Source organism: Bradyrhizobium sp. USDA 4538, from assembly GCF_024171045.1.
Lineage (GTDB): Bacteria > Pseudomonadota > Alphaproteobacteria > Rhizobiales > Xanthobacteraceae > Bradyrhizobium > Bradyrhizobium australafricanum.
In genome coordinates this window covers 4,903,796-4,925,090 of the sequence record NZ_JALJZE010000001.1, presented here as the reverse complement: position 1 = coordinate 4,925,090, position 21,295 = coordinate 4,903,796, and the positions used below count along the sequence as shown (strand labels likewise).

Annotated in this window: 25 protein-coding genes and 1 tRNA gene; 14 read left to right on the top strand and 12 right to left on the bottom strand. The window is 65.2% G+C overall.

All coding sequences use genetic code 11. The features are described 5' to 3' along the window. Positions 1-285: 285 nt before the first annotated feature. The 6 genes from J2R78_RS22235 (at position 286) to J2R78_RS22210 (ending at position 3,938) form a co-directional block, all read left to right on the top strand. Positions 286-756 (top strand): nuclear transport factor 2 family protein, encoded by a 471-nt coding sequence (locus J2R78_RS22235; RefSeq protein WP_057019035.1) that lies wholly within the window; start codon positions 286-288, stop codon positions 754-756. A 60-nt stretch (positions 757-816) separates the two neighbouring features. Beyond that, positions 817-1,077, top strand: a complete 261-nt coding sequence (locus J2R78_RS22230; protein ID WP_137479000.1) for a hypothetical protein — start codon at positions 817-819, stop codon at positions 1,075-1,077. A gap of 284 nt (positions 1,078-1,361) precedes the next feature. Then, positions 1,362-1,796: a nuclear transport factor 2 family protein gene (locus J2R78_RS22225; protein ID WP_026193357.1), complete on the top strand. Its 435-nt coding sequence runs from the start codon at positions 1,362-1,364 to the stop codon at positions 1,794-1,796. A gap of 255 nt (positions 1,797-2,051) precedes the next feature. Continuing rightward, positions 2,052-2,993 carry a hypothetical protein gene (locus J2R78_RS22220; RefSeq protein WP_253606856.1) on the top strand — a complete coding sequence of 314 codons (942 nt, stop codon included), beginning with the start codon at positions 2,052-2,054 and terminating at the stop codon, positions 2,991-2,993. Positions 2,994-3,148: 155 nt separating this feature from the next. Further along, positions 3,149-3,571 carry a hypothetical protein gene (locus J2R78_RS22215; protein ID WP_016841371.1) on the top strand — a complete coding sequence of 141 codons (423 nt, stop codon included), beginning with the start codon at positions 3,149-3,151 and terminating at the stop codon, positions 3,569-3,571. Positions 3,572-3,797: 226 nt separating this feature from the next. Continuing rightward, positions 3,798-3,938 carry a hypothetical protein gene (locus J2R78_RS22210; RefSeq protein WP_167350365.1) on the top strand — a complete coding sequence of 47 codons (141 nt, stop codon included), beginning with the start codon at positions 3,798-3,800 and terminating at the stop codon, positions 3,936-3,938. A gap of 107 nt (positions 3,939-4,045) precedes the next feature. Here the strand turns inward: J2R78_RS22210 and J2R78_RS22205 are convergent, their stop codons facing one another. The 3 genes from J2R78_RS22205 to J2R78_RS22195 form a co-directional block, all read right to left on the bottom strand. Beyond that, entirely contained in the window at positions 4,046-4,189 is a 144-nt protein-coding gene (locus J2R78_RS22205; protein WP_016841369.1) for a hypothetical protein, read from the bottom strand. Between the two features lie 172 nt (positions 4,190-4,361). Then, positions 4,362-4,844, bottom strand: coding sequence for a MaoC family dehydratase (locus tag J2R78_RS22200; protein WP_253606855.1), 483 nt, complete (start codon positions 4,842-4,844; stop codon positions 4,362-4,364). Positions 4,845-4,852: 8 nt separating this feature from the next. Beyond that, positions 4,853-5,311 (bottom strand): MaoC family dehydratase, encoded by a 459-nt coding sequence (locus J2R78_RS22195; protein WP_057019033.1) that lies wholly within the window; start codon positions 5,309-5,311, stop codon positions 4,853-4,855. A 319-nt stretch (positions 5,312-5,630) separates the two neighbouring features. On the opposite strand from J2R78_RS22195, the gene J2R78_RS22190 reads away from it, so the two are divergent. Together J2R78_RS22190 and J2R78_RS22185 are read left to right on the top strand one after the other, a co-directional pair. Further along, entirely contained in the window at positions 5,631-5,927 is a 297-nt protein-coding gene (locus J2R78_RS22190; protein ID WP_028340592.1) for a DUF4282 domain-containing protein, read from the top strand. A 151-nt stretch (positions 5,928-6,078) separates the two neighbouring features. Then, a complete protein-coding gene (locus J2R78_RS22185; protein WP_225648038.1) occupies positions 6,079-6,222 on the top strand; it encodes a hypothetical protein in 144 nt (47 codons plus the stop codon). 163 nt (positions 6,223-6,385) lie between these two features. On the opposite strand, the gene J2R78_RS22180 is transcribed toward J2R78_RS22185, so the two are convergent. Continuing rightward, positions 6,386-7,066, bottom strand: coding sequence for a ParA family protein (locus tag J2R78_RS22180; RefSeq protein WP_253606854.1), 681 nt, complete (start codon positions 7,064-7,066; stop codon positions 6,386-6,388). Between the two features lie 34 nt (positions 7,067-7,100). Between J2R78_RS22180 and J2R78_RS44785 the strand changes: the two genes are divergently transcribed. Next, on the top strand, positions 7,101-7,235 hold the full coding sequence (locus J2R78_RS44785; protein WP_256558639.1) for a hypothetical protein: 135 nt from the start codon (positions 7,101-7,103) through the stop codon (positions 7,233-7,235). A 13-nt stretch (positions 7,236-7,248) separates the two neighbouring features. Here J2R78_RS44785 and J2R78_RS22175 read toward each other — a convergent pair whose 3' ends face one another. The 5 genes from J2R78_RS22175 to J2R78_RS22155 form a co-directional block, all read right to left on the bottom strand. Further along, the gene (locus J2R78_RS22175; protein ID WP_253606853.1) at positions 7,249-7,566 is read right to left on the bottom strand and encodes a hypothetical protein; all 318 of its coding nucleotides are present in this window, start codon (positions 7,564-7,566) and stop codon (positions 7,249-7,251) included. A 456-nt stretch (positions 7,567-8,022) separates the two neighbouring features. After that, positions 8,023-8,307: a hypothetical protein gene (locus J2R78_RS22170; protein ID WP_309145011.1), complete on the bottom strand. Its 285-nt coding sequence runs from the start codon at positions 8,305-8,307 to the stop codon at positions 8,023-8,025. Positions 8,308-8,507: 200 nt separating this feature from the next. Then, positions 8,508-8,584 (bottom strand) — tRNA-His (locus tag J2R78_RS22165). Positions 8,585-8,774: 190 nt separating this feature from the next. Continuing rightward, positions 8,775-9,209 (bottom strand): phasin, encoded by a 435-nt coding sequence (locus J2R78_RS22160; RefSeq protein WP_028336028.1) that lies wholly within the window; start codon positions 9,207-9,209, stop codon positions 8,775-8,777. Positions 9,210-9,480: 271 nt separating this feature from the next. Then, on the bottom strand, positions 9,481-9,879 hold the full coding sequence (locus J2R78_RS22155) for a phasin family protein (protein WP_253606851.1): 399 nt from the start codon (positions 9,877-9,879) through the stop codon (positions 9,481-9,483). A 357-nt stretch (positions 9,880-10,236) separates the two neighbouring features. On the opposite strand from J2R78_RS22155, the gene J2R78_RS22150 reads away from it, so the two are divergent. Together J2R78_RS22150 and J2R78_RS22145 are read left to right on the top strand one after the other, a co-directional pair. Further along, positions 10,237-14,121 carry a PAS domain-containing protein gene (locus J2R78_RS22150; RefSeq protein ID WP_253606850.1) on the top strand — a complete coding sequence of 1,295 codons (3,885 nt, stop codon included), beginning with the start codon at positions 10,237-10,239 and terminating at the stop codon, positions 14,119-14,121. A gap of 162 nt (positions 14,122-14,283) precedes the next feature. Beyond that, entirely contained in the window at positions 14,284-15,111 is an 828-nt protein-coding gene (locus J2R78_RS22145) for a metallophosphoesterase (protein ID WP_076829651.1), read from the top strand. Here the strand turns inward: J2R78_RS22145 and J2R78_RS22140 are convergent. Then, positions 15,050-15,535: a Crp/Fnr family transcriptional regulator gene (locus tag J2R78_RS22140; protein WP_092085086.1), complete on the bottom strand. Its 486-nt coding sequence runs from the start codon at positions 15,533-15,535 to the stop codon at positions 15,050-15,052. The genes J2R78_RS22145 and J2R78_RS22140 overlap by 62 nt on opposite strands. Before the next feature lie 131 nt (positions 15,536-15,666). Beyond that, a complete protein-coding gene (locus J2R78_RS22135; RefSeq protein ID WP_253606849.1) occupies positions 15,667-16,461 on the bottom strand; it encodes an alpha/beta fold hydrolase in 795 nt (264 codons plus the stop codon). 155 nt (positions 16,462-16,616) lie between these two features. Between J2R78_RS22135 and J2R78_RS22130 the strand changes: the two genes are divergently transcribed. The 3 genes from J2R78_RS22130 to J2R78_RS22120 all read left to right on the top strand — a co-directional run bounded on the left by J2R78_RS22130 (position 16,617) and on the right by J2R78_RS22120 (position 20,242). Beyond that, complete coding sequence (locus J2R78_RS22130; protein ID WP_075969134.1) at positions 16,617-17,270, top strand: GntR family transcriptional regulator; 654 nt, start codon at positions 16,617-16,619, stop codon at positions 17,268-17,270. Continuing rightward, positions 17,267-18,796, top strand: coding sequence for an aldehyde dehydrogenase (locus J2R78_RS22125; RefSeq protein ID WP_253606848.1), 1,530 nt, complete (start codon positions 17,267-17,269; stop codon positions 18,794-18,796). Before J2R78_RS22130 ends, J2R78_RS22125 begins: the two co-directional genes overlap by 4 nt. 78 nt (positions 18,797-18,874) lie before the next feature. Next, a complete protein-coding gene (locus tag J2R78_RS22120) occupies positions 18,875-20,242 on the top strand; it encodes an MFS transporter (protein ID WP_253606847.1) in 1,368 nt (455 codons plus the stop codon). 57 nt (positions 20,243-20,299) lie between these two features. On the opposite strand, the gene J2R78_RS22115 is transcribed toward J2R78_RS22120, so the two are convergent. Next, a complete protein-coding gene (locus J2R78_RS22115) occupies positions 20,300-21,283 on the bottom strand; it encodes a carbon-nitrogen hydrolase family protein (RefSeq protein WP_253606846.1) in 984 nt (327 codons plus the stop codon). Positions 21,284-21,295: the final 12 nt, after the last annotated feature.

Sequence of the window (21,295 nt, the reverse complement as noted above, 5' to 3'; positions counted from 1 at the left end):
TTCGGCCGCCTTCCGCCGCGAAGCATACGGGCCGGCGGCGCCGCGGCAAGGCCGCGGGCGCGAAGATTTAAGCGGCGCAGGCGCGGAATAAACCGCCGCCTGCACCGCGACAGCCGCCCGTCGTCGCATTGCGCGAACCGGCGCGCCGCATGCATTTTGCGCCACAATGCACGCGCTGGTTGCCGAACCTAATCGCGTCTCGCGCGTCAAACATATGTTGTTTGATTGTGGAATGCTCCGGTTCACAATGCCGGGCCAGAGCGAGTCGGACCGGCGGAGTCGATCATGGGCGAGGATTTGAACCGGCAGCGCGTCTTGAACTTCCTCGACGTCTACTATGCCGGCGGCATCGAGGGCGCGCTCGATCGCTGCAGCGACGACGTCGCCTTTCTCGCCAACGCCCCGATCGACATTCTTCCGCATATGGGCCAGCACCGCGGCAAGGCCGCGCTGCGCCAGATGTGGACCACGATCCACGAGCGCTATTCGGACATGCGCTACGAGGCGCCGATCGTGGTGACCCAGGGCGACAGGGTCGCCGCGCAGCTGCGCGTGTTCTTCCGCAAGCGCAACAACGCCCGCGTGGTGCAGTTCGATGTGGCGGTGTTCTACACGCTACGCGACGGCAAGATCACCGAGATCCGCGAGATCATCGACACCTTCGACCTCGTCCAGCAGGTGCTGGAGCGCGACGTCGCGGCGGCGCTGACCGGGCACGACGACATCGTGCAGGCAAATTCGCAACGCCGGCGTTGAACCTCGACGGCCCGGCGCTGACCTATTACCGGGCTTGTTGCGGTCGGGGCTGAAATCACCATGAAAGTCGCATTGCTCGCTGTGCTTGGCCTGGCGCTGGGCGCCCTTGGCGGCGCCGCCTTCGGCATCGGAGCCGGGCTTAGCTGGATCGGATTGGCCAGAACCTCTGGTATCGACAGCGGAACGCTGGTGTTTTTCACCTTCATGCCGCTCGGCGCCGCGATCGGCGGCATCGGCGGCGCGCTGCTGTTCGCGGTGGTGGCGATCCGCGACGCCGAGATCGTGATCGAGCGGCAACCGGTGCGGCAGCGCGACCGCTGAATTGCGGCGACCGGAGCGTTTTCGCGCGGGGCCTGCCCCGCACGTGGTGCGGGGTGGATGCCGGTTCGCCTCAAGAAAACGCGTCAGAACCGGAATCCAGAGGTCGGCGGTCACATTCCGGTAAAATTCCGCGCAATTGTGCATTGCAAAAAAGTCATTTGCGTTTTTGCCGTTCGGCACTATTTCAGGCCGCAATAGCGATGTGCAGCAACCTGGCAAGGCGTCGGCGCTGACCCCCTGCCATCCGTTTGCGTTTGAAAATCCAGTTTCAGGACACGGCCAAAATGACAGAGCATAGTCTCTGGCGTTTTTCGCGCGCATTGCATCGCGCGATCAACGAACGCCAGCTTGCAGATATCGAGCCGCTGCTCGACGACGAGGTCGAATGGTCCATCTATGGGCCGATCGACCTGTTTTCCTTTTTCGGCGCGCGCCGCGGCAAGGCCGCGGTACTCGAGGTGATCCGGCAGATCGGCGAGAACCTCAGGGTTCACCGCTTCGACCGGGAACAGATCATGCTCGGCGTGGATTCCGCAGCCTCGATGCTGCGCTATTCGCTGACGGCACTCGACTCCAACAAGCCGATCTCGCTCCGGATCGCGCATTTCGCGCAGTTCAGGGCCGGCAAGCTGACGAGCTTCCGCGTGCTGGTCGACAGTTTCGACCTCGTCGAGCAGACCGTCGGCTACCCGATCCATCTGCCGCGCATCGCGGTCTGACGGCTTTTCGATTTCACGCCTTCATCATGTCCGGGGCGCTAAAGCGCGAAGCGCGTCTTCGCGTTCAGGCGCCCCGGCAGCGGCGGCCTGTTTTGCCAGCCCCGAACGGCCGCGCTCGGGACGCGCCGCGCGAACGCGCGGCGCGTTTGTCCCGGACATGACGATCACGCGTTGATCACTTGCTTTCAGAGCGCCGATGCCACAATTTTGCGGCACGGCAATGCATGCTGCGGCTCTGGAATTTGCGGGCTGGGAATGACTTTCACATTACGATTTGGCTGGGCAAGGCTGCAGGTGCTGGCAGCCGGCTTCAGCCTGGCGATGGCGCTGCCGGCCGCCGCGCAAACCCCGCCATGGCAGATCGCTCCCGCCGCCCAGGATACCGCAGCTGATAACGCCGAGGCTGCGGCCGACGAGGAGCCGCCGGCGGCCAATGCCAATGACGCCGACATTCTGAAGGACATCGACGAGAGCAAGCTCGACTGGAGCCAGCTCGACACCGATTCCACCAGCCTGCCCACGCTGGCGCCGAAGCGTGCGGCGAGGCCCGCCAGCGTCGCTGGCAAGGATCCATCCTGGTCGACCAACAACAACGCCAACGGCTCGTCGGCGGTGTCGGTCAAGCAGTCGATCTCGCCATTCCTCGACACCCGCATCGGCGCCGACATGACGGTCGCGAGGCAAGGCACCATGACGACGTCGGAGCAATTGTCGGAGCGGCTCGCCAATGGCGGCAGCCTGCCGCAGTCCGGCGGCTCGGCCTGGGCCGCGATCTCTACCGGCGGGGTGGCCTCGATCTGGGACAAGACCTCGGTCGAGGCGCGGGTCGATCCCGCCGCCGACCAGAGCAAGGTCGGCACCTCCTTGAGCAAGTCGGTGCCGCTGTCGGAGCAATATTCGCTGACGCTGCAGAACGGCTACAACCTCATCCAGCAGGGCGTGGTCCCGGTGCCCGGCATCATCAGCCACCCCTCGCGCAGCTACGACACCGACCAGTCGGCGAGCCTGTCGGTTAACGACACCGGCACCAGCATCACGGCAGGCCAGACGCTGTCGACCTCCGACGACCGATGGCTGCGCCGGATCGGCGCCGAGCAGAAGCTGTTCGACGGCGTCACCGTCTCCGGCTCGGTCGGCGAGACCTCCCAAGGCACCACCAACAAGAGCATCAGCGCCGGCTACAAGCGCTCATGGTGAACGGTCTGTTAGCTCTATCGCGCTAAATGATCAGGCATTGCCGCAACTTGGCCCAGATGCGGTCAAATTCGGCGGCACTGATAGGTCCGTAACTTCATCAATTCGTCGTGCGGGGGACAAGCCGCGCTTCGCCATTGCGAACAAGGGGAAAGCCGATGAACGCCACCAACCGTACCGAGGAAGCCGAAGTCGAAACGACGTCCGAGGTCGACACCAACCTCGCCGCCGTCTCGGAAGTCGAAGCCGGGATCCGCGACTTCGTGCGCAACGATATCGCCTATCTGCGCCGGCCGGTGGCGAGCCCGGAGACCGCGCCGACCGACACCAACACCGATGCCACCGTCAGCAACGTCAACTCGCTGATCCAGCGCGTCGCCGGCACCTCGCTCGCCGAGATCGAGAAGCTGATCGGCGAGCTCGAGAGCCTGCGTGACCTGCTGCATGCCGAGGGCCAGCGCGTCCAGCGCGAGATTTCCGGCTATGCCCAGCTCAGCCAGGCCGCGATGAAGTCGACGCGCATGATCGCCGACAACGTTTCGCAGTGGAAGCGCGCCGCCGACGGCCTGCGCAACAGCTGATACAGCTCAGGTTCCCAAACTGACCGCCGCCGCCTCCTGAACGGGGGGCGGCGGCTTCGCTTTGCGGCCTGATTCAGCGCAGAACGATTCGTTATTCAGCGCGGTGTAAACTCCGGGACGTCAATTTTTGCAGAAGCCGATTTGAACTTGGGATGTCGAGCCCGCGTCCAATCCGGAATTCGCGTCCGGACCGCGCGCTGCCGGGCATCCATTTGGAGACGAAGTCATGCAGAGCGTCCGGCCGGACAACGCCGCCGATCCGATTCCGCTGCGCCAGCCGCAGCAGGGCATCGGCACGATCATGATCCGGTTCATCGGCATCCTGGCAGCCGCGACCGTCGTGATGGTGCTGATCTGGAATCGTTAGACTGAAGCTTGGAAGAAATGTGACGCAGCCTGCCGACAGATCACATTGAAAAGCGCAAATGCACGCCACCTGCGCTCCCTCGAGCGCCGGGAGTTACAGACGGTCAATCAGCGGTCGATGCTCGCGGTGGTCTCGAAGGAATAATTGCCGTCGGCAAAACCCTTCACGACCATTCCGGTGGCCAGCATCACCACAACCGTTACCGTCGCGAAGATAATGCCGACGAGTTTCAGCGCGCTGCGATCTGCCATGGTATCCCCAGTCATTCTTGCCAGATGTCCGTGCCCTCAAACCATAAGGCAGGGACAAAGGTTCAGAATGCGTTAGCAAAAACTGAGTTCCACGCAACGCACAACTGCGTCGGCAGCAGAAGTCATTCGCTAACCATGGCGTCCGGGCAACATCAGAGGCGCGCGAGCAACATCAGGAACCGGGATTCCGCCGCGGCACGAAAGCGGTGGCGAGGAACGAGAACACCACCTCGTTGCGCTGATTGACGCCGGTGTTGCGGGCCTGAAGGATGCCCCATTCGGGCCGCTTTTCGGACGTGCGCTTGGTCTCGACCTGGTTGGTGAAGCTGATGGTATCGCCTGCCAGCACCGGGCGGATCCAGCGCAGTTCGCGGAAGCCCGGCGACGGCCCCCAGACCGCGACCTGTTCGCCGCGCGCGGCGGCTTCCGCGGCGAGCCGCTTGCCGTCGGCGACGAGCAGCTTCATGCAGACGCTGGCGACATGCCAGCCCGATGCGGCGAGCCCGCCGAACAGCGAGTTGCGCCCCTCCTCCTCGTCGAGATGGAAGCGCTGCGGATCGAACTGCGCGGCGAACCGCTTGATGTCCTCGGGCGTGAAGGTGAAGGAGCCGAACTCGCGCCGCGCGCCGATCTCGATATCTTCAAAAAAGCGCATGACCTCTCCTATGCGCTCGCGCCGTCGCGGCGGCTGACGATGATCGGCGACTCCATCTCGCACAGCATCTCGCCGCGCGCGTTGCGGATGGTGCCCTTGAAAGTGACGATGCCGGTCTCGGGCCGGCTCTTCGAGACGCGCGCCTCGACGACGTCGACATCCAGCGTCAAATCGTCGCCCGGACGCAGCGGCGCCACCCACCGCATCTCGTTGACCCCGGGCGAACCGAGCGAGGCGGTGCGGCCGATGAAGCCGTCGAACAGCATCCGCATCATCAGCGAGCCGAGATGCCAGCCCGAGCCCGACAGGCCGCGGAGCATGGATTTCTTCGCCGCCTCCTCGTCGAGATGCATCGGCTGCGGGTCGAATTCGGCGGCAAAGGCGAGGATCTCCTCGCGTGAAACATGGCGCGGGCCGAACGTGCCGAAGCGGCCGGGCTTGAAGTCTTCGAAGGTCAGCGTGGTCATTGGGTGAGGATATGCCGGAGGGAAGCCCGATTGTGGCCGTTATTTGCGGCAATCACAACCGGCCCACTCGCATAGCTCGCCCCTGGACTGCCGGCGCCCGGTCCGGGGCTCGCCTTTGGCGAGACCGAATGGGCTTCTGCGGTATCGATCCCTCTGGTCGCGGAGGCGCCTGGCGCCGTCCCGAACCATTGGCCCGGCGAAAGCCTCGTCCCGACGGACGCCTGCGGCGCAGGCTCCCGGGATGAAGTGATCACGCCGGCGGTCACGCAGTAGGATGAACGAGACGCGAATCATATTTCGGCTGGCCGGGAGAACCATGATGTTCGATTTCCAGGATCTGTTTCAGTGGGACCGCTTCATCACGCCCACGATCATCAAGACGTTCTACTGGCTGGTGATCGCGGTCATCGTGCTGTTCGGGATCTCCGGCATCCTGTGGAGCCTCACGGCGATGGCGATCAGCCCGTTCGTCGGATTCATCCAGCTGCTCGCGTCGATCGCGAGCGTCTTCGTCGGCATCGTGTTCTCGCGCATCGCCGCCGAGTTCATCCTGATCGTATTCCGGATCAACGAGCATCTCGGAGCGATCCGCGATCGGGACGGAGCAATGCACTGAAGCGAACGGCACCCGGCCGAACGCGACCGACCGCGGGGCTGTGGTTAATCCGAAGTAGCACCCGCGCGCAAATGCCCGCGAAATTCCAACCGGGATTTTAAAACCACTCGCGTACAGCCTTCCGCATTGCCAAGACCAACGCGGGGGCGTCGTGAATTCCAGGAATTTTGTTGCCGTGAGGCCGGGTGCCGAGCCGGGCTTTACGACCGAGGATATTTTATGGGCTGTCGGCATCTGGTCGGTGATCCTGACCCTGGCGCCGGTGATCGTGTTTTATTTGCTGATGGTGGCGTGAGGGCATCCCCTCCGTCATTCCGGAGCGATGCGTGAGCATCGAATCCGGAATCTCGAGATTCCGGGCTCATGCTTCGCATGCCCCGGAATGACTCCAATATTCTCGACGACAAAAAACGCGCGGGAGCCGCGCGTTCTTTCCATTTCAAACCAAAACGGCGTTGTTACGCCGCCTGCTTGTGCATCGTACCGGACGCCGACGCCGTGCCGCGGATCGCCCTGATCGAGCGTTCGATTGCGGCCCACAGCCGATTGATCTCGGCGGCAGCGCGGCCTTCGGCATAATATTCGCGGGCGCCTTCGCCCTGGCCGAGCGCCATCAGAAGATCGGCGCGGTTGGTGATCTGGCCGCTCCACACCGGTGCGCGGAATTTCGCCAGCGCCTCGCGCGCGATCGCGACGATGCGGCTTTCGGCGCCGTCACGCTGCGCGGGCGCGCCGTTGATCACGACGGCATAGGGCTTGCGCATCGAGCGGCAGGTCTGGATGGTTTCCTGCACGGCGTTGACGTCGAACACGCCGGGCCGCGCCGGAATGATCACCATCGTGGCGTTCTTGATGGAGTCGTCGACCACGGCCGAGAGGTTCGGCGGCGTGTCGATGAACACCCACTCGATGCCGTCACGCTTGGCCTGGGCAATGATCCCGCTGACCGAGTTCACTGCCGTCTTGATCGCCGGCTCGTTGGTGCCGCGCAGCTTGTGCCAGAGAGTCAGCGAGCCCTGCGGATCGGCGTCGATCAGCAGACAGGGCTTCGTTGCCTTGTGCACTTGCGCGGCGAGGTGAGCAGCCAGGGTACTTTTTCCCGAGCCCCCCTTACGCGAAGCGAAAACAATCACGTTCATACGTTGGCCTCCAGATTGACCCCAGGAGGCGAAAATGAATCAGCACGCTGATTCGCGAAAGAAAAAATTTCTTGCAATCCGCAAAGTGGCCAAGATTACCGGTGCGTTTTGCTTTTTGAGTCACACCGAACTTATAACGCAACCGCAAATGGAAGCGCTAAGCGTTTGATTTGACTCGGTGCCTAGCGTTTTCCGGCAGCCTTCGCGCGCTCGCGCTCGATCCACTTGCGCTCGATCCAGCCGAGCAATTGCGCAGTGGGTTTCTGCAGGAACGGAACGTCTTGCGCGAACAAAAGGAGTCCGAGCGGCAGCATCCAGAGTCCGAGCACCGGCAGGAAGCTGAAGATGCCGCCGATGATCAGGAGGATCGCGAGCGGAATCCGCACGTAGCGCGACGACGGCTTGCGCAGCCACGCGACGAAGCGCGCCGGCTTATCCGGCAGCTTGGCTTCGAACCAGGCGAAGTGCCGATCGATCTCTTGCTTGTAGTATTCGCTCACTCGTCCTACTCCATCCGTTCCACAGGCGGAACAGATTTGGCAAACCACACAAGCCCCACAGATGATGCTGCGTGACAGCGTCACAAGGCGTCAGTCTGTCGCGCATGACCGACTTGAAATCGCGGCCAAACGATCTATCGCGCATTTTCGCGCGAAGCGATTGGATTGACCGCGACGGCGCTGTGCTCCCTCTCCCCGTTCTTACGGGGAGAGGGTTGGGGTGAGGGGCGGCCTCCGCGTATCCGGCGATAGCTGCGTTTGCGGAGACTCCCCCTCACCCGGAACGCATCTGGCGATGCGTCATAGCCGAAGCTCCGCTTCGGCGTTCTTGAGAACGGCCGCCAAGGGCGGCCTACGCCTCTCCCCGCACGCGGGGCGAGGTGAAGGCGGACACCGGTTCGCGTGACGATAACGCGCCCGATCAGAGACCCTCGCCTGCGCGCGATGAGAGCCAGGTCAGTGGGCCGGCTTCTTCGCCTTGTGCGATTTGGAGACCTTCCGCTTGGCAGGCCGCCGCTCCACGCGCTCGCTCGCCTCGGGACCTGCGCGGAAGAATACGCGGCAGGCCGGCGAGAGCTGCGCCTTGTTCCTGATCATGCAGGCCGTGATGCGATCGACGTCGGGAATCTCGGGGCTGCAAAGCCGGAACGCATCCGGCGTACAGGCCTGCTGCTGATCCGGCGTGTAGGCCTCACTTCGGCCCGGCAGCAGCAGCGCCGCAAGGGCGACGGATGATATCAACGCAAACGAAAAACTCCTTGAACCGGCGATCCCCATGCATCCCCCCAAAGGTGTCACTAGGCGTCGTTAAGGCGTCGTGTCAGCCAGTTTGGGTGACGGGACAGAGAAGTGCAAGCGGACGCGATGACACGCCGGGCGATAAGGGCGAGCGACCTTGCGATGGTCTGATCTTGCGATTTCGCGCTGAGTGATCTTGCGGATGGTACAGTTGGGTGGGCTCGAACCACCGACCTCCTGTTCCACAGACAGGCGCTCTAACCAACTGAGCTACAACTGCATCCTGACGCGCGGCCCGCTCAAGCGGGGCGGCGATTTCGGGCGGAAACTAGGTGCAACGCCGCGCTTTGGCAAGGCCGTAACGCGCCGATTTCCGCTGTTATGTCGGGCCGCTTGACGGGGCCCTGGCCAGCAAAAAGGCCCGGACCGCTTCGGCCCGGGCCTTTCGCTGGTCTCCCAAACGGCAGCGATCAGGCGGCCGGCTTGTAGAACTTCGAGGCGCTGGCCTTGATCGGCTCGGCGGTCTCGCTGGCGACCTTCTGGCCGAGCTCGGCCAGTTCCTTGGCCTGCGCAGTGTAGGTCTCGAACTGCTTGCGGGCGTGCGACGTCCACAGCTCGACCGCTTCGGTCGGCGACTTCACGCTGAACAGCTCCTGGGCGAAGTCGAGCGAGGAGGTGGTGTTGGCCTTGAAGAACTCGATCAGCTTGGCCGAATACTCGCTGGCGCCCTTGCTCACCGAGGTGAACACGGCCTCGACCGTCGAGTTGTGGGTCTCGGCAGCGTCCTTGAACTTGGCGTAGCTGTCGCGGGCCTGCAGAACGCCCTTCTCGGCGAACGCGCGCATCTGCTCGGGAACTTCAAACGGAATGATCGAGGCGGAAAACGGATCGGACGGGTTGGTCATACGTGTAATCCTTCGCAACGGGTGAGTAGATGTGACCATTGCGGACGTCCCGGAGCCCATCAGGCCGGGAGCGCTGAAATGGATCACGCTGCCTTGATTCACGGGAGTGCCCTTCGTCGGGCGCGCCTAATAAACACCCATATCATGTCAATTTTGTGCAACGCAACGTAAGATCGCGTGCGACGCCACATTTTTTATCTGACGGAACAAAAGATTACCGCGGCCGACCGAGGCTGAATGCGCCAGGGTCGGCCGCGGCCAATGCGCCTCGTCAGTTCTTCGGCTTGACCGCGTCCATCGCGGCCCGGCTGACGGCCTGGCCCATCTCGCTGGCCTGCTCGCCGAGCGAGCGCATCTGGCCCTGCACATATTCGCTGTGCAGCCGCATGACGTCGCTGAGGTCCTTGGCCTTGAGCAGCGCCTCGGCGTAGTCCAGCGACGACTGCACGTTCTTTTCGGCATAGGACAGCGCCTTGGTCGAAAGATCCTTGGCGCCGGCGCGCACCGTGGCGTTGCGCTCCTCGATCTTGCCGGCGGTGTCCTTGGCGTTGGTCACGAATTGCTCGAACGCCTTGCGCGCCTGCTCAAAACTCGCCTCCGCCATCGACCGCATATCCTTGGGAATCTCGAACTTGGGGATCTCGAAATGGTCACGCCCGTTGTCGCTCATGGTCGCTCTCCCTCGCTTGCTGATCGGCCCGCCGCTTGGCCCTGCGGGCCCAGGGCAAGATAGACGGCAGAATATATATCGTGGCACTGCAATCGCAGGTGTGACGCGGCGCCGCCTGGTTCCGCATCGCGCGGCTCGCAGCAACCTCTCTTTAACCCGACAACGCCAAACGGCTGTGGATCGTTCAGCCGAGTTAACGTTATCCCGGCTTTGGCGGGGGCAGTTTCGCTGCGGACATGGACCTGCCGCCCCCCAGTTGCGATACTAACCTTCTGTTAAGGCTGTCGTCCTGCGGCTGCCGGGCCTTCGGCTGAGCTTAAGGAAGAAAGCCAAACCCATGCGGTCAAATCTTGCGTGATGAGTGACGCGGAATTCCAGATCCAGGCGCTCGGCGATGTCAGGCTGGCGGATCATGCGACGGGCGCCCTGCCGGCATGGCTGTGGGCGGCCGACGGCGCGCGGATTCTCTGGGCCAATCCGGTCGGCGCGCAGGTATTCGGTGCCGCCAACGGCGCCGAGCTGGCGAAGCGCGGCTTCGGCCCGGCCGATCCGCACCGCCGCCAGGTCGCGCGGCTCGGCCACAGCCTGAACGCCAATGGCGCGGTCCGGCTGGAGCGGCTGCGCGGCTTCGGCGCTGCGCCCGGCATGCTCGCGACCTGCGGCTGCGCCCGGATCGACCTGCCGGACGGCAGCCACGGCATCCTGATGACGGCGCTCAATGCGACCGGCCGCGGCATGCCGCTCGCGGAACGCCTGCAGCGGCTGCTGCAGGGCTTGCCGCGTCCGGCCGCCGCCTTCACCAGCGACGGACTTTTGGTCGCAACCAATGAGGCGGCGCGTACGCTGCCCGGCCTGCACGACCTCACCGAAGCTGGTCTCGATGCCGCGCGCGGTGAGGCGCTGGCGCAGGGCCGCGCGGCGGCGAGCGTTGCGATCGGCCGCGTCGTGCTGCAGCGGATCGGCCGCGCCGCCGATCGCGCGCTGGTCGCGTTGATCAAGCCGGCGCCGCATCTCGCCGCAAAGCCGGCGGCGCCGATCGTGCCCGAGCCAGTTGAGCCGGAGACGCCGGCGCGCGAAGCACAGGCTCCCCCAGCGCCAGCGCAGCAAGAGGCCATGGCCGTAGAGCCGCCGCCAGCACCTGCAGTTATCGAACAAGCCGTTGCGCATGACGAAGCGCCCGCGACGGCCTGCGCAGCACCGATCGCCTTCACACTGTTCGACGCGCTGGATCCGCAGATGGAAGAGCGCGTCACGATCGAGCCGATCGTCAGCGCGGCCAAATCCGAACCTGAGAATGCTGCTCCATCTGCCGCGGCAGCAGAGGCGGCGCACGTAGAGACCGCAGCTCTCGACACCACGCAAGACGAAACAGCTGCCGCCGAGGAACCTCTGTCGGAAGCACTGATCGAAGTGCCGGACGGCGCGCAGATCGAGGAGCCTACGCCTCTTGCCTCGCCGCTTGCGTCGGCAGAACTCACGCATTCAGAGCCGACGCCCGCCGAGCCTGCGCCTCTCGGCACCACGCCTGACGAAAGCCCCGCCGTCGAGGAGCCGCTGTCGGAAGCGCTGATCGAAGTGCCCACGGAGACGCACGCCGAAGAGTCCGTGCCTGATCTCGCAGAGACGGCACGCACGCACGCGCCGGAAATATCGGCGCCCCCGGCCGATCCCGCCCCCTCGCCTTATGCGATCGCGGATGCGCCCGCGCCGCCGCCTGCCGCCGAGCCGGAGCCCGCGACATTGGCGCCGGTGCCACCACCATCCTGGCTCGACGAGCCGTTGCCGGTGCGGCGCCATCCGCTGCGCTTCATGTGGCAGATGGACCATGAGGCCCGCTTCTCGCTCGGCTCCGATGAATTCACCCGCCTGATCGGCCTGCACACCGCGGCGGGCTTCGGCCGGCTGTGGAGCGATATCGCCGAGAGTTTTGGCCTCGATCCCGAAGGCCGCGTGATGCAGGCGTTCGCCAGCCATGACACCTGGAGCGGCATCACGCTGCACTGGCCGGTCGACGGCGGCGGCCGGCTGCCGGTCGAACTGTCCGGCCTGCCGGTGTTCGATCGTGCCAGGAATTTCGCCGGCTATCGCGGCTTTGGTGTGTGTCGCGACCTCGACGGGCTTGCGCGACTCGCCGCATTGCGCCGCTATGAGTTCTTCAGCGGCACGGTCGCGCCACAATCGCTGTCGGCCGATGTCGCACCGGTGCCGCGCACCGTTGCGCCGCCCGGGCCCGCCGCGCCACAGGACAATCCTCCGCCGCACGCGGAGCCGCCGCCCGACACGACCGCAGCACCACCACCCGAGGAATTGACCGAGCCGACAGCCGCAGAGACTTCACACCGAGCCGATCCGGATCACGCCGTGGAAACGCACGAGGAAACGCACGAAGTGCGTCACGACCCGCCACCGAATGTGGTGCCGTTCCGTCCCGCCAGCGACACCCGGCCGCCGTCGCTGACGCCGGTCGAGAACAACGCCTTCAACGAGCTCGCCCGCCAATTGTCGGCGCGGCTCGAGAACGAGGCCGGCCTCGCCGCGACAACGGACGACAGCGTGCCGGCCGAGCCGGTCGCCGACGCGCCGCCCGCAAGCGAACCGCCGCAGCAAGCAGAGGCGGCGCCGCAGGAGACGGTCGCGCAGCTGGAGACGGCGGCGGAAACACCAAAGGCCAGCTGGCTGGCTGCGGCGGAGCCGGCGCCGCGCGCAGATTCCCGCCGCGACCGCGCGCTGCTCGATCTGTTGCCGGTCGGCATCCTGATCTACCGGCTCGACCGCCTGCTCTATGCCAACCACGCCTTCCTCTCGCGCATGGGCCATGACAGCCTGCACGCGCTGGAAGCCGCCGGCGGCCTCGACGCGCTCTTTGTCGAGCCCGGCGTCTCGCAGGCGAGCAGCACGTCGGGCACCGGCACGCCGGTGACGATCTCCGCGAACCAGAGCACCGAGGACGGCGCGCAGTCGGTGTCCGCCGAGGCGCGGCTGCACACCATCACCTGGGACGACGATTCCGCGCTGGCGCTGATCTTCTCGCGCACGCTGGACGAGGATGCCGCGATCGCCGCCGCGCTGTCCGAGCCGGAGCCTGCGGCGGCCGCCGAGCCGCTGCTTGCGCCGGCTGAGCCGCAAGCCGGCCAGGCCGACGCCGAAGAGCTCGGCGCGATCCTCGACACCGCGGCCGAAGGCATCATCATGTTCGATGCCGACGGCAACATCCATTCCTGCAACCGCAGCGCCGAGGCGCTGTTCGGCTATGACGGCGACGAGTTCGTCACCCGCAAGCTCGCCGATCTGTTCGCGCCGGAAAGCCAGCACGGCATCTTCGACTATCTCGCCAGCCTGAAATCGGCCGGCGTCGCCAGCCTGCTCGACCATGGCCGCGAGACGCTCGGCCGCGTCCGCCAGGGCGGCATCATCCCGCTGTCGGTGACGATGGGCCGCACCCGCGCCGACGGACCGAACTTCTTCGCGGTATTCCGTGATCTCTCGCAGACCAAGAAGAGCGAGGGCGAATTGCGCGAGGCGCGGCGGCTCGCCGAACGCGCCGCCAACGCCAAGTCCGACATGCTGGCGCGGATCAGCCACGAGCTGCGCACGCCGCTCAACGCCATCATCGGATTTGCCGAGGTGATGATCGGCGAGCGCTTCGGCGCGCTCGGCAATGAGCGCTATGTCGAATACATGAAGGACATCCGCGCTTCCGGCGAGCGGGTGATCGCGATCGTCAACGATTTGCTCGACCTGTCGCGGATCGAGACCGGCAAGCTCGACCTCGCCTTCGCCAGCCAGAATCTCAACGAGATGGTGGAGAGCTGCGTCGCAGTGATGCAGCCGCAAGCCAACCGCGAGCGCATCATCATCCGCACCTCGCTGGCCCACACGCTGCCGCCTGTAGTCGCTGACGCCCGCGCGCTGCGCCAGATCACGCTGAACCTGATCGGCAACTCGATCCATCTCGCCAATGCCGGCGGCCAGGTGATCGTCTCGACCGCGCTGTCGGATTTCGGTGAGGTGATGCTGCGCGTGCGCGACACCGGGCAGAGCCTCAACGACAACGAGGTCGCCGCCGCGCTGGAGCCGTTCCGCGCCCCGACGCCATCAGATCAGGCCGGCTCCGGCGGCGTCAGCCTGTCGCTGACCAAGGCGCTGGTCGAAGCCAATCGCGCCAAATTCCAGATCCGGACCGGCGGCCGCACCGGCACGCTGATCGAGGTGACCTTCGCTCACGCCACAGCAAGGGCGTGAGCAGCGATCCGCCCTTCCCGCTCTTGCCGGCCGATTCCAGGACACTGCGAACATCTGTCGCGTCGGATCCGCGCGGCGCGGCATAGATTTTGCTGCGATTTGGCTTGTTTGAATTCATTGCCGTGCGGCCCCGCCCATTTTCCGGGCATTCGGATTTCACTGATGCGCTGTCTTGTCGTCGCCGATCTGCATTACTCGTTGCCGCAGTTCGACTGGCTGCTGGCGGCGGCACCGCAATTCGATCTCGTGATCTTCGCCGGCGATGCGCTCAACCTCGGCTCGGCGGTCGATTTCCGCGCCCAGATCGTCGTCGTCACGAAATACCTGTCGCGGCTCGCCGATCTCACGCGGGTGATCTTCTGTTCAGGCAATCACGACCTCGACGAGCGCAACCCGGAGGGCGAGAAGATCGCGCGCTGGGTCGCGGGCATCAGGGAGTTCGGCGTCGCCTGCGACGGCGACAATCTGGCCATCGGCGACACGCTGTTCACGGTGTGCCCGTGGTGGGACGGCCCGCTGGTCAAGGCGCGGATCGACGATCAGCTTCGCGCGGCGGCCGCGATGCCGCACCGCCGCTGGGTCTGGGTCCATCACGCCCCGCCGGCGGATTCGCCGACCAGCTGGGGCGGCAAGCGCTTTTTCGGCGACGCCGAGCTGCTCGGCTGGATCGAGCGCCACCATCCGGCGCTGGTGATCTCGGGCCATGTGCATCAGTCGCCGTTCATCCAGATGGGCTCGTGGTTCGACCGGATCGGAGCGAGCTGGGTGTTCAACACCGGCCTGCAGCCCGGCCGGCCTCCGGTCTACATCGTGCTCGATCTCGCGCAGGACAAGGCGTTCTGGCTGGCCGCCGGCGATGCGCAGATGATCGATCTCAAGGCGCCGCTGTCGCGGCCGGCGGCTCCCGTGCGCGAGGCGCCGGACTGGCTCATATCCTTGGATCGGATTGCCGATCCGAGCCTGGCGCGACCTGCATCGGCGGCAGGTTGATCATGCTCTGCAGCACCTCGCCGACCATCGCCAGGTGGGTGCCGTGATCGGCATATTGGTGCATCAGGTCGGCAAGATAGGTCGTGGCGACATGAAGCCGTTGCGCCAGCAGCTGCGCGATCAGAAGCGCCACCGCCGGCTGCTCGCGCAGGAACGACGCCGCATCGTCGAACTCGTACAGGACGCAATCAGTGGCCGTGCGCACCTTGGCGCTGTGCGCCCGGTCGAGCAGCACACTCATCTCGCCGAACACCGCGCCGGGCTCGTCGATGACGGCGACCAGGCTGTCGCCCTTGACGACTTCCACCTTGCCCTCGAGCAGCACGAACAGATGACCGGTCTTGCCTCCCTCCTCGATGAAATCCGTGCCCGCCGGCAGGCTGCGCCTGCGACCGCCGGTGCAGTGATCAAGGATCGCTCGCATGTTTCATCTCCGTCTCCGGTCAGACTAGGCAGAGATGCTGTCGCGTCAAACGGCATTAGCTGGGCGTTCTGCCCAAATTGTCGGCACGCCGCCGCGTGACCCGCGGCGCGATCCAGCCGTTTGCGCGTGCCTCAGGCGGGCGCGTTATGCTTGATCGCCAGGAAATCGCCGATCGTATCGAGGAACAGTTTTGGCGATTGCAGTTGCGGGACATGCGCACATCCCGGAATGACCCTGAGCTTCGCTCTCGGCAGGCCGCCTGCCAATTCGTATGACATCGGCGGCGGCGTCGCCTCGTCATATTCGCCGACCACAACGAGTGTCGGTACCGTCACGCTGCGTAGTTCGGCACGAAGATCGAGGCTCGCCAGCGCGTCACAGGCCGCGCAGAACACGTTGAGATCGGTGCGCAGGAATGCGTCGCGGCGATCCTGCATCAGCGCGGGATGCTGTGCCTGGAAATCCGGTGCAAACAGCCGGCGCATTGCAATGTCGGTGATCGCGGCGAGCCCTTTCTCGCGTGAAACCCTGGCCATGTTGCGAAACGCCTCGCGGCCCGGCTCGGAGAATGCCGCACCGCTGTCGGCGAGGATCAGCCGGCTCGCGATCGCCGGGTGGCGGATCGCCATCTGCAGCGCGACGAACCCGCCATAACCATTGCCGAGCACGATGGCCGGCGTGCCATCAGCCGCATCATGCACCGCGTCCGCCATCCGGTCGGCAATCGCGGCAAGGCCACCCTCGACCGCGCTCGACCGACCGAATCCCGGTAGTTCCGGCACGATGGTCCGAAACGAGCGGGCAAGCTCCGGCACGATCGCATCGAAGCTCGCGCGATCCGACAGCAGCGAGTGAAACAGGACCAGCGGCGGCCCTTCGCCCGACTGGGCTGCGTTGACTGTGCGGTTGGCCAAAAGCCTGTCCATCGTCGCTCTCTTTCAAATCGCGCCCGAAATTCGCGCATTTGGGCTCCGAAGCGCCCCTGCGGACGATTGATAGATCAAATCATCCGGATTTCAAGGATTTCAGCTTGACGTGATATTTCACAAACTGCATTTTACGGGCAGGAGACTCAATAAAGATGATCCTTCTCCGCGAAAATATCTACGAAAATCTGCGATCTGATATTTTATCGTGTCAGCTTGCTCCCGGTGATGAAATACGAGAGCAGGATCTGGCGGAGCGTTACGCCGTCAGCCGCCAGCCGGTCCGGGACGCCCTGCTGCGGCTCGAGCGCGAGCACCTCGTGACGGTGCAGCCCCGCCAGGGCTACCGGGTCAATCCGATCTCGCTGTCCGACGCGCGCGATCTGCTGCGCTTCCGCCTTGCGCTCGAACCGGCCTGCGTCGCCGAAGCAATCGAGAGCGCGCCCGACAGCATCCTGAAATCACTCGATGAATTCCGCCGCTTCTCCGGCAGCCATGAGGACTTCATCACCTACAATCGCGGCTTCCACTCGGCGCTGGCGCACGCGTCGGGCAACCGCCGCATGGCGACCACGCTCTGCGACCTGATCGGCCAGGCCGATCGGCTGGTGCGCGTCAGCGTCTCCAATCTGAAGGGCCACGACCCGGCGAAGCTCGTGGCCGAGCATGTCGCATTGATCGACGCCATGCAGCAACGCGAGGCACGCACCGCGGCCCGCATCATCAAGGCTCACATCGCGGCGACCGAGAAGCGCGTGCTGCCGGCACTCAAGCGCAACGCCGTCATCGTCGAAGAGAGGTCATCATGAACATTCCGTCGAAGCCCGCGACGATCGACGTCGAGATCCACGGCAACTTCATCGACGGACGCGAGGTCGAGGCCGGAGACGGCGAGATGCTCGACGTCCGCAATCCCGCGACCGGCGACGTCATCGCCCGGATTCCGAATTCGACCGCCGCGGATATCGACCGCGCGATGAAGAGCGCGCGCGCTGCATTCGAAGGCAAGGCGTGGGGCGGGATGGACACGAGGGCGCGCGCCCGGCTCGTCAACAGGCTCGCCGACGCGTTCGAGGCCAATCTCGACACGCTGTACCGGCTGGAGACGTTGAACAACGGCCGTCCCGTCAACGAAACCCGCGCGCAACTGTCGCGCCTGCCGGATTTCTTCCGCTACTTCGCCGGACTGGCGCTGTCGCGCCGTGATTCCGTCATCCCGGTCGAAGGCGCGTATCTGAACTACACCCTGCGCACGCCGATCGGAATCGTCGCCAACTGCACGCCCTTCAATCACCCGCTCATGATCCTGTGCAAGTCGCTTGCCGTCGTGCTGGCGACCGGGTGCGTCACCGTGGTCAAGCCATCGGAATACACGCCGCTGACGACACTGAAGCTCGCCCAGATCTTCAGCGAGGCCGGACTGCCTCCCGGCGTCTTCAACATCGTGCTTGGCCTCGGCCAGAGCGCCGGCAAGATGCTCGCCGAGCATGGCGACATCAACAAGCTTGTGCTGACCGGCGGGACCGAAGCCGGCCGCATCGCGGGCAGCGCCGCGGCGAAGGTGTTCGCGCACCAGACCATGGAGCTCGGCGGCAAGACGCCGGTGATGATATTCGACGATTTCGACGTCGACCGCGCCGTCAACTACGCCGCGTTCGGCGCTTTCATCGGCGCCGGCCAAACCTGCGTTTGCGCGTCGCGCCATATCGTGCAGGCCTCGATCTACGATGAGTTCGTCGAAAAGCTGCAGGCCAAGACCCGCGCCATCCGCATTGGCGATCCGTTCGATCCGAACACACAGCTTGGGCCGGTGATCTCGGCACGCCAGCGCGACCGCGTTCTCAGCTATGCGCGCTACGGTCATGAAGACGGCGCGCGGCTGCTCACCGGCGGCGTGGCCGCAAAGGTCGCGGGCCACGACAACGGTTATTTCGTCGAACCGACCGTGTTCGCCGACGTCAAATCCGACATGCGGATCTTCCAGGAGGAGGTATTCGGTCCCTTCACCTCGGTGACCCCCTTCAAGGACGAGGCCGACGCGCTCCGGCTCGCCAACGACTCTCCCTTTGGCCTCGCCGCCGCCATTCGCACCCGCGACGTCGCGCGCGCGCATCGCGTGGCCGCGGCGGTCAAGGCCGGGATCGTCTGGATCAACGACCACCACCGGCTCGATCCGGCCTCGCCCTGGGGCGGCGTTGACGATTCCGGCATCGGCCGGGAATGCGGCACTGAGAGCTTCGACGACCATTTCAACACCAAGAGCGTGATGGTCGCGACCCACGAACAGCCGTTCGATTGGTACCGCGACACGGCCAACCAGCGCCGGTTGAACTAGCCGCAGTCGAGCAAAGCGGCAAACCGCCCACAGATGGCGGGCCGCATCACCGAGGAAACAGTCAAGGGGAGAGCGCATATGTCGACATCGGTCAATGCCGGGAGCCGCCTCGATCGGCTACCGATCGGACCATTCCACCGCCGGATCATGATCCTGATCGGGATCGGAATGTTCTTCGACGGTTTCGACATCTATATCGCCGGCACCGTGCTCGGCGTGACGCTGAAAACCGGGTTCTCGACGCTCGCCCAAAACGCCGCGTTCATCTCCGCAACCTTCGTCGGCATGATGCTCGGATCTTTCGGCACCGGCTTCCTCGGCGACCGTTACGGACGGCGTTTCACCTACCAGTTCAATCTGCTGCTGTTCGGCATCGCGTCCCTGGCGGCGGCGTTTGCGCCAAACATGGCCTTTCTGATTGCCTGCCGTTTCGTGATGGGCGTCGGTCTCGGCGCCGAAAATGTTGTCGGCTACTCCACGATGACCGAGTTCGTGCCGGCCCGGAGCCGCGGCAAGTGGCTCGGCTTCACCGCCGTCTGCGTCGTGACCGGCCTGCCCATCGCGCTGCTGGTCGCATCGGTCGTCGTCCCGCAATTCGGCTGGCGCGCGATGTTCGTGCTGGGCGGCGTCGGCGCCTTGATCGTCTGGTACCTGCGCAAGTCGCTGCCGGAGTCGCCGCGCTGGCTGGAGGCGGTGGGACGCACCACCGAGGCCGAGGCGCTGATGCAGGCGATCGAGAAGGAAGCTTCCCAGGGCCAACCCTTGCCGGCCCCCGCGGCTGCAACACCGGCACCGGTGTCGCCCGATCTCGCCACGCTGTTCACCGCGCCGCTGCTCTCCCGCATGATCGTCGGCGCGGTATGCCTGATTACCATCAATACGCTGCTCTACGGTTTCGTGACCTGGCTGCCGGTGTTCTTCATCAAGCAGGGCCTGTCCGTCGCGACCTCGTTCGGCTACTCGCTGCTGATGGCGCTTGGCGCGCCGATCGGCTCGGCGATCGGCGCCCTGACCGCCGACCGCTGGGGCCGCAAGCCCACGATCATCGGCGCATCGCTGATCTCGATCATCCTCGGCGTCATCTATCCGATGATCTCGGATCCGTTCCTGCTGCCGGCCGTCGGCTTCGCGCTGACCGTGCCGATCTATGTCTTGGTCGCGCTGTTGTTCGGCATCTATATTCCCGAACTGTTCCCGACCGAGGTGCGGCTGCGGGCATCCGGCATCGTCAACACACTCGGTCGAGGTGCCACCATCGTGACACCATTCCTGGTCGTGATGCTGTTCGAAGCGCGCGGCGTCGCCGGCGTGATGGCCCTGATGATCGGACTGCTCGTCGTGCAGATCATCACCGTATGGGCGCTCGGCATCGAGCCGCGGCACCGCAGCCTCGAGGAGCTCAAGGGCGAGGAATCACCATCCGCAATTCCGCAGGAAGCTTCGTGAGGCGGAGCGACCTTTCTCGCGACAAGCTTGACGGCGCGGGCTACCCGCGCCGTCGCGTCACTCCCACATCTCCGGCGTGACCCGCCCGGCGAAGCCGCAGTCGATGACCCGCTCCTGCGGATTGCGATCCACGATCAGCCGCAGCAGGTCGGGGCGCGAATAATGGCCGCCGATATCGCACAGTGCCTTGGCGGCGAGCACGGCCTCCCGCGAGCCGTCCGCGATCAGGATGGTCTCGCCCTGCGCCGGACCGGCGATGACCTCGCCGCGCGGATCGATGATGACGCTGTCACCGCTGTACTCGATCGTCGATAGTTCGCGGTAACGTTCCGGCGTGATTTCGTGCGAGCGCATGCCGCCGACCGCGATGACGTAGCAGCCGGCTTGCGAGGCGAACGCTCGCGACAGCAACAACTGCCGCGGCCAGAGCGGCGTCGGCGACGGTGGCGCCACCGCGGGCTCCCGCCCCGGCCACGCCGCGACGTGGATCTGCGTTCCCTGCGCGGCCAGCGCATAGCCGGGCAGCATCGTGTTGTGCTCCCAGCAATTGAGGCCGCTGATCCGGCCATAGGGCCGCTCATGCACGCGCAGGCCCGCCGCGTCGCCATCGGCCCACACCGAGCGCTCGTTGAAGGTGGGCTTCAGCTTGCGATGGCGGCCGAGCAGCCGTCCCTCGCGGCCGATGAACAGCAGCGTGCAGTAGACCGTGCCCTTGGTCACTGCATCACGTTCGGCGACGCCGATCACGACATCCAGTCCCGCGGCCTCGGCGGCGGCGCAGAGCCGATCGGTCGTGGGCGAGGGAATCTCGACCGCGTTGTCGAGATATTCGGCCATCGCGCGAAACGTGTTCGGCCCGGTCGGCGCGTGACAGAAGAAGGGATAGCCGGGCAGCCAGGTCTCGCCGAAGGCGGCGATCGTCGCGCCCATGGCGCCGGCCTCGCCGATCAGGCGGCAGGCCTTCTCCAGCGAGGCGTCGCGATCGAATGGCACCGCGGCGGCCTGGACCGCCGCGAGCCTGAAATGCGTGTCGGATGTCATGGTTGTGCCCGC

Bases quoted from the DNA above. Each gene is read 5' to 3' on its own strand.
- J2R78_RS22235 (WP_057019035.1), top strand. From the start codon at position 286: ATGGGCGAGGATTTGAACCGGCAGCGCGTCTTGAACTTCCTCGACGTC.
- J2R78_RS22230 (WP_137479000.1), top strand. From the start codon at position 817: ATGAAAGTCGCATTGCTCGCTGTGCTTGGCCTGGCGCTGGGCGCCCTT.
- J2R78_RS22225 (WP_026193357.1), top strand. From the start codon at position 1,362: ATGACAGAGCATAGTCTCTGGCGTTTTTCGCGCGCATTGCATCGCGCG.
- J2R78_RS22220 (WP_253606856.1), top strand. From the start codon at position 2,052: ATGACTTTCACATTACGATTTGGCTGGGCAAGGCTGCAGGTGCTGGCA.
- J2R78_RS22215 (WP_016841371.1), top strand. From the start codon at position 3,149: ATGAACGCCACCAACCGTACCGAGGAAGCCGAAGTCGAAACGACGTCC.
- J2R78_RS22210 (WP_167350365.1), top strand. From the start codon at position 3,798: ATGCAGAGCGTCCGGCCGGACAACGCCGCCGATCCGATTCCGCTGCGC.
- J2R78_RS22205 (WP_016841369.1), bottom strand. From the start codon at position 4,189: ATGGCAGATCGCAGCGCGCTGAAACTCGTCGGCATTATCTTCGCGACG.
- J2R78_RS22200 (WP_253606855.1), bottom strand. From the start codon at position 4,844: ATGCGCTTTTTTGAAGATATCGAGATCGGCGCGCGGCGCGAGTTCGGC.
- J2R78_RS22195 (WP_057019033.1), bottom strand. From the start codon at position 5,311: ATGACCACGCTGACCTTCGAAGACTTCAAGCCCGGCCGCTTCGGCACG.
- J2R78_RS22190 (WP_028340592.1), top strand. From the start codon at position 5,631: ATGTTCGATTTCCAGGATCTGTTTCAGTGGGACCGCTTCATCACGCCC.
- J2R78_RS22180 (WP_253606854.1), bottom strand. From the start codon at position 7,066: ATGAACGTGATTGTTTTCGCTTCGCGTAAGGGGGGCTCGGGAAAAAGT.
- J2R78_RS44785 (WP_256558639.1), top strand. From the start codon at position 7,101: ATGAATCAGCACGCTGATTCGCGAAAGAAAAAATTTCTTGCAATCCGC.
- J2R78_RS22160 (WP_028336028.1), bottom strand. From the start codon at position 9,209: ATGACCAACCCGTCCGATCCGTTTTCCGCCTCGATCATTCCGTTTGAA.
- J2R78_RS22155 (WP_253606851.1), bottom strand. From the start codon at position 9,879: ATGAGCGACAACGGGCGTGACCATTTCGAGATCCCCAAGTTCGAGATT.
- J2R78_RS22150 (WP_253606850.1), top strand. From the start codon at position 10,237: ATGAGTGACGCGGAATTCCAGATCCAGGCGCTCGGCGATGTCAGGCTG.
- J2R78_RS22145 (WP_076829651.1), top strand. From the start codon at position 14,284: ATGCGCTGTCTTGTCGTCGCCGATCTGCATTACTCGTTGCCGCAGTTC.
- J2R78_RS22140 (WP_092085086.1), bottom strand. From the start codon at position 15,535: ATGCGAGCGATCCTTGATCACTGCACCGGCGGTCGCAGGCGCAGCCTG.
- J2R78_RS22135 (WP_253606849.1), bottom strand. From the start codon at position 16,461: ATGGACAGGCTTTTGGCCAACCGCACAGTCAACGCAGCCCAGTCGGGC.
- J2R78_RS22130 (WP_075969134.1), top strand. From the start codon at position 16,617: ATGATCCTTCTCCGCGAAAATATCTACGAAAATCTGCGATCTGATATT.
- J2R78_RS22125 (WP_253606848.1), top strand. From the start codon at position 17,267: ATGAACATTCCGTCGAAGCCCGCGACGATCGACGTCGAGATCCACGGC.
- J2R78_RS22120 (WP_253606847.1), top strand. From the start codon at position 18,875: ATGTCGACATCGGTCAATGCCGGGAGCCGCCTCGATCGGCTACCGATC.
- J2R78_RS22115 (WP_253606846.1), bottom strand. From the start codon at position 21,283: ATGACATCCGACACGCATTTCAGGCTCGCGGCGGTCCAGGCCGCCGCG.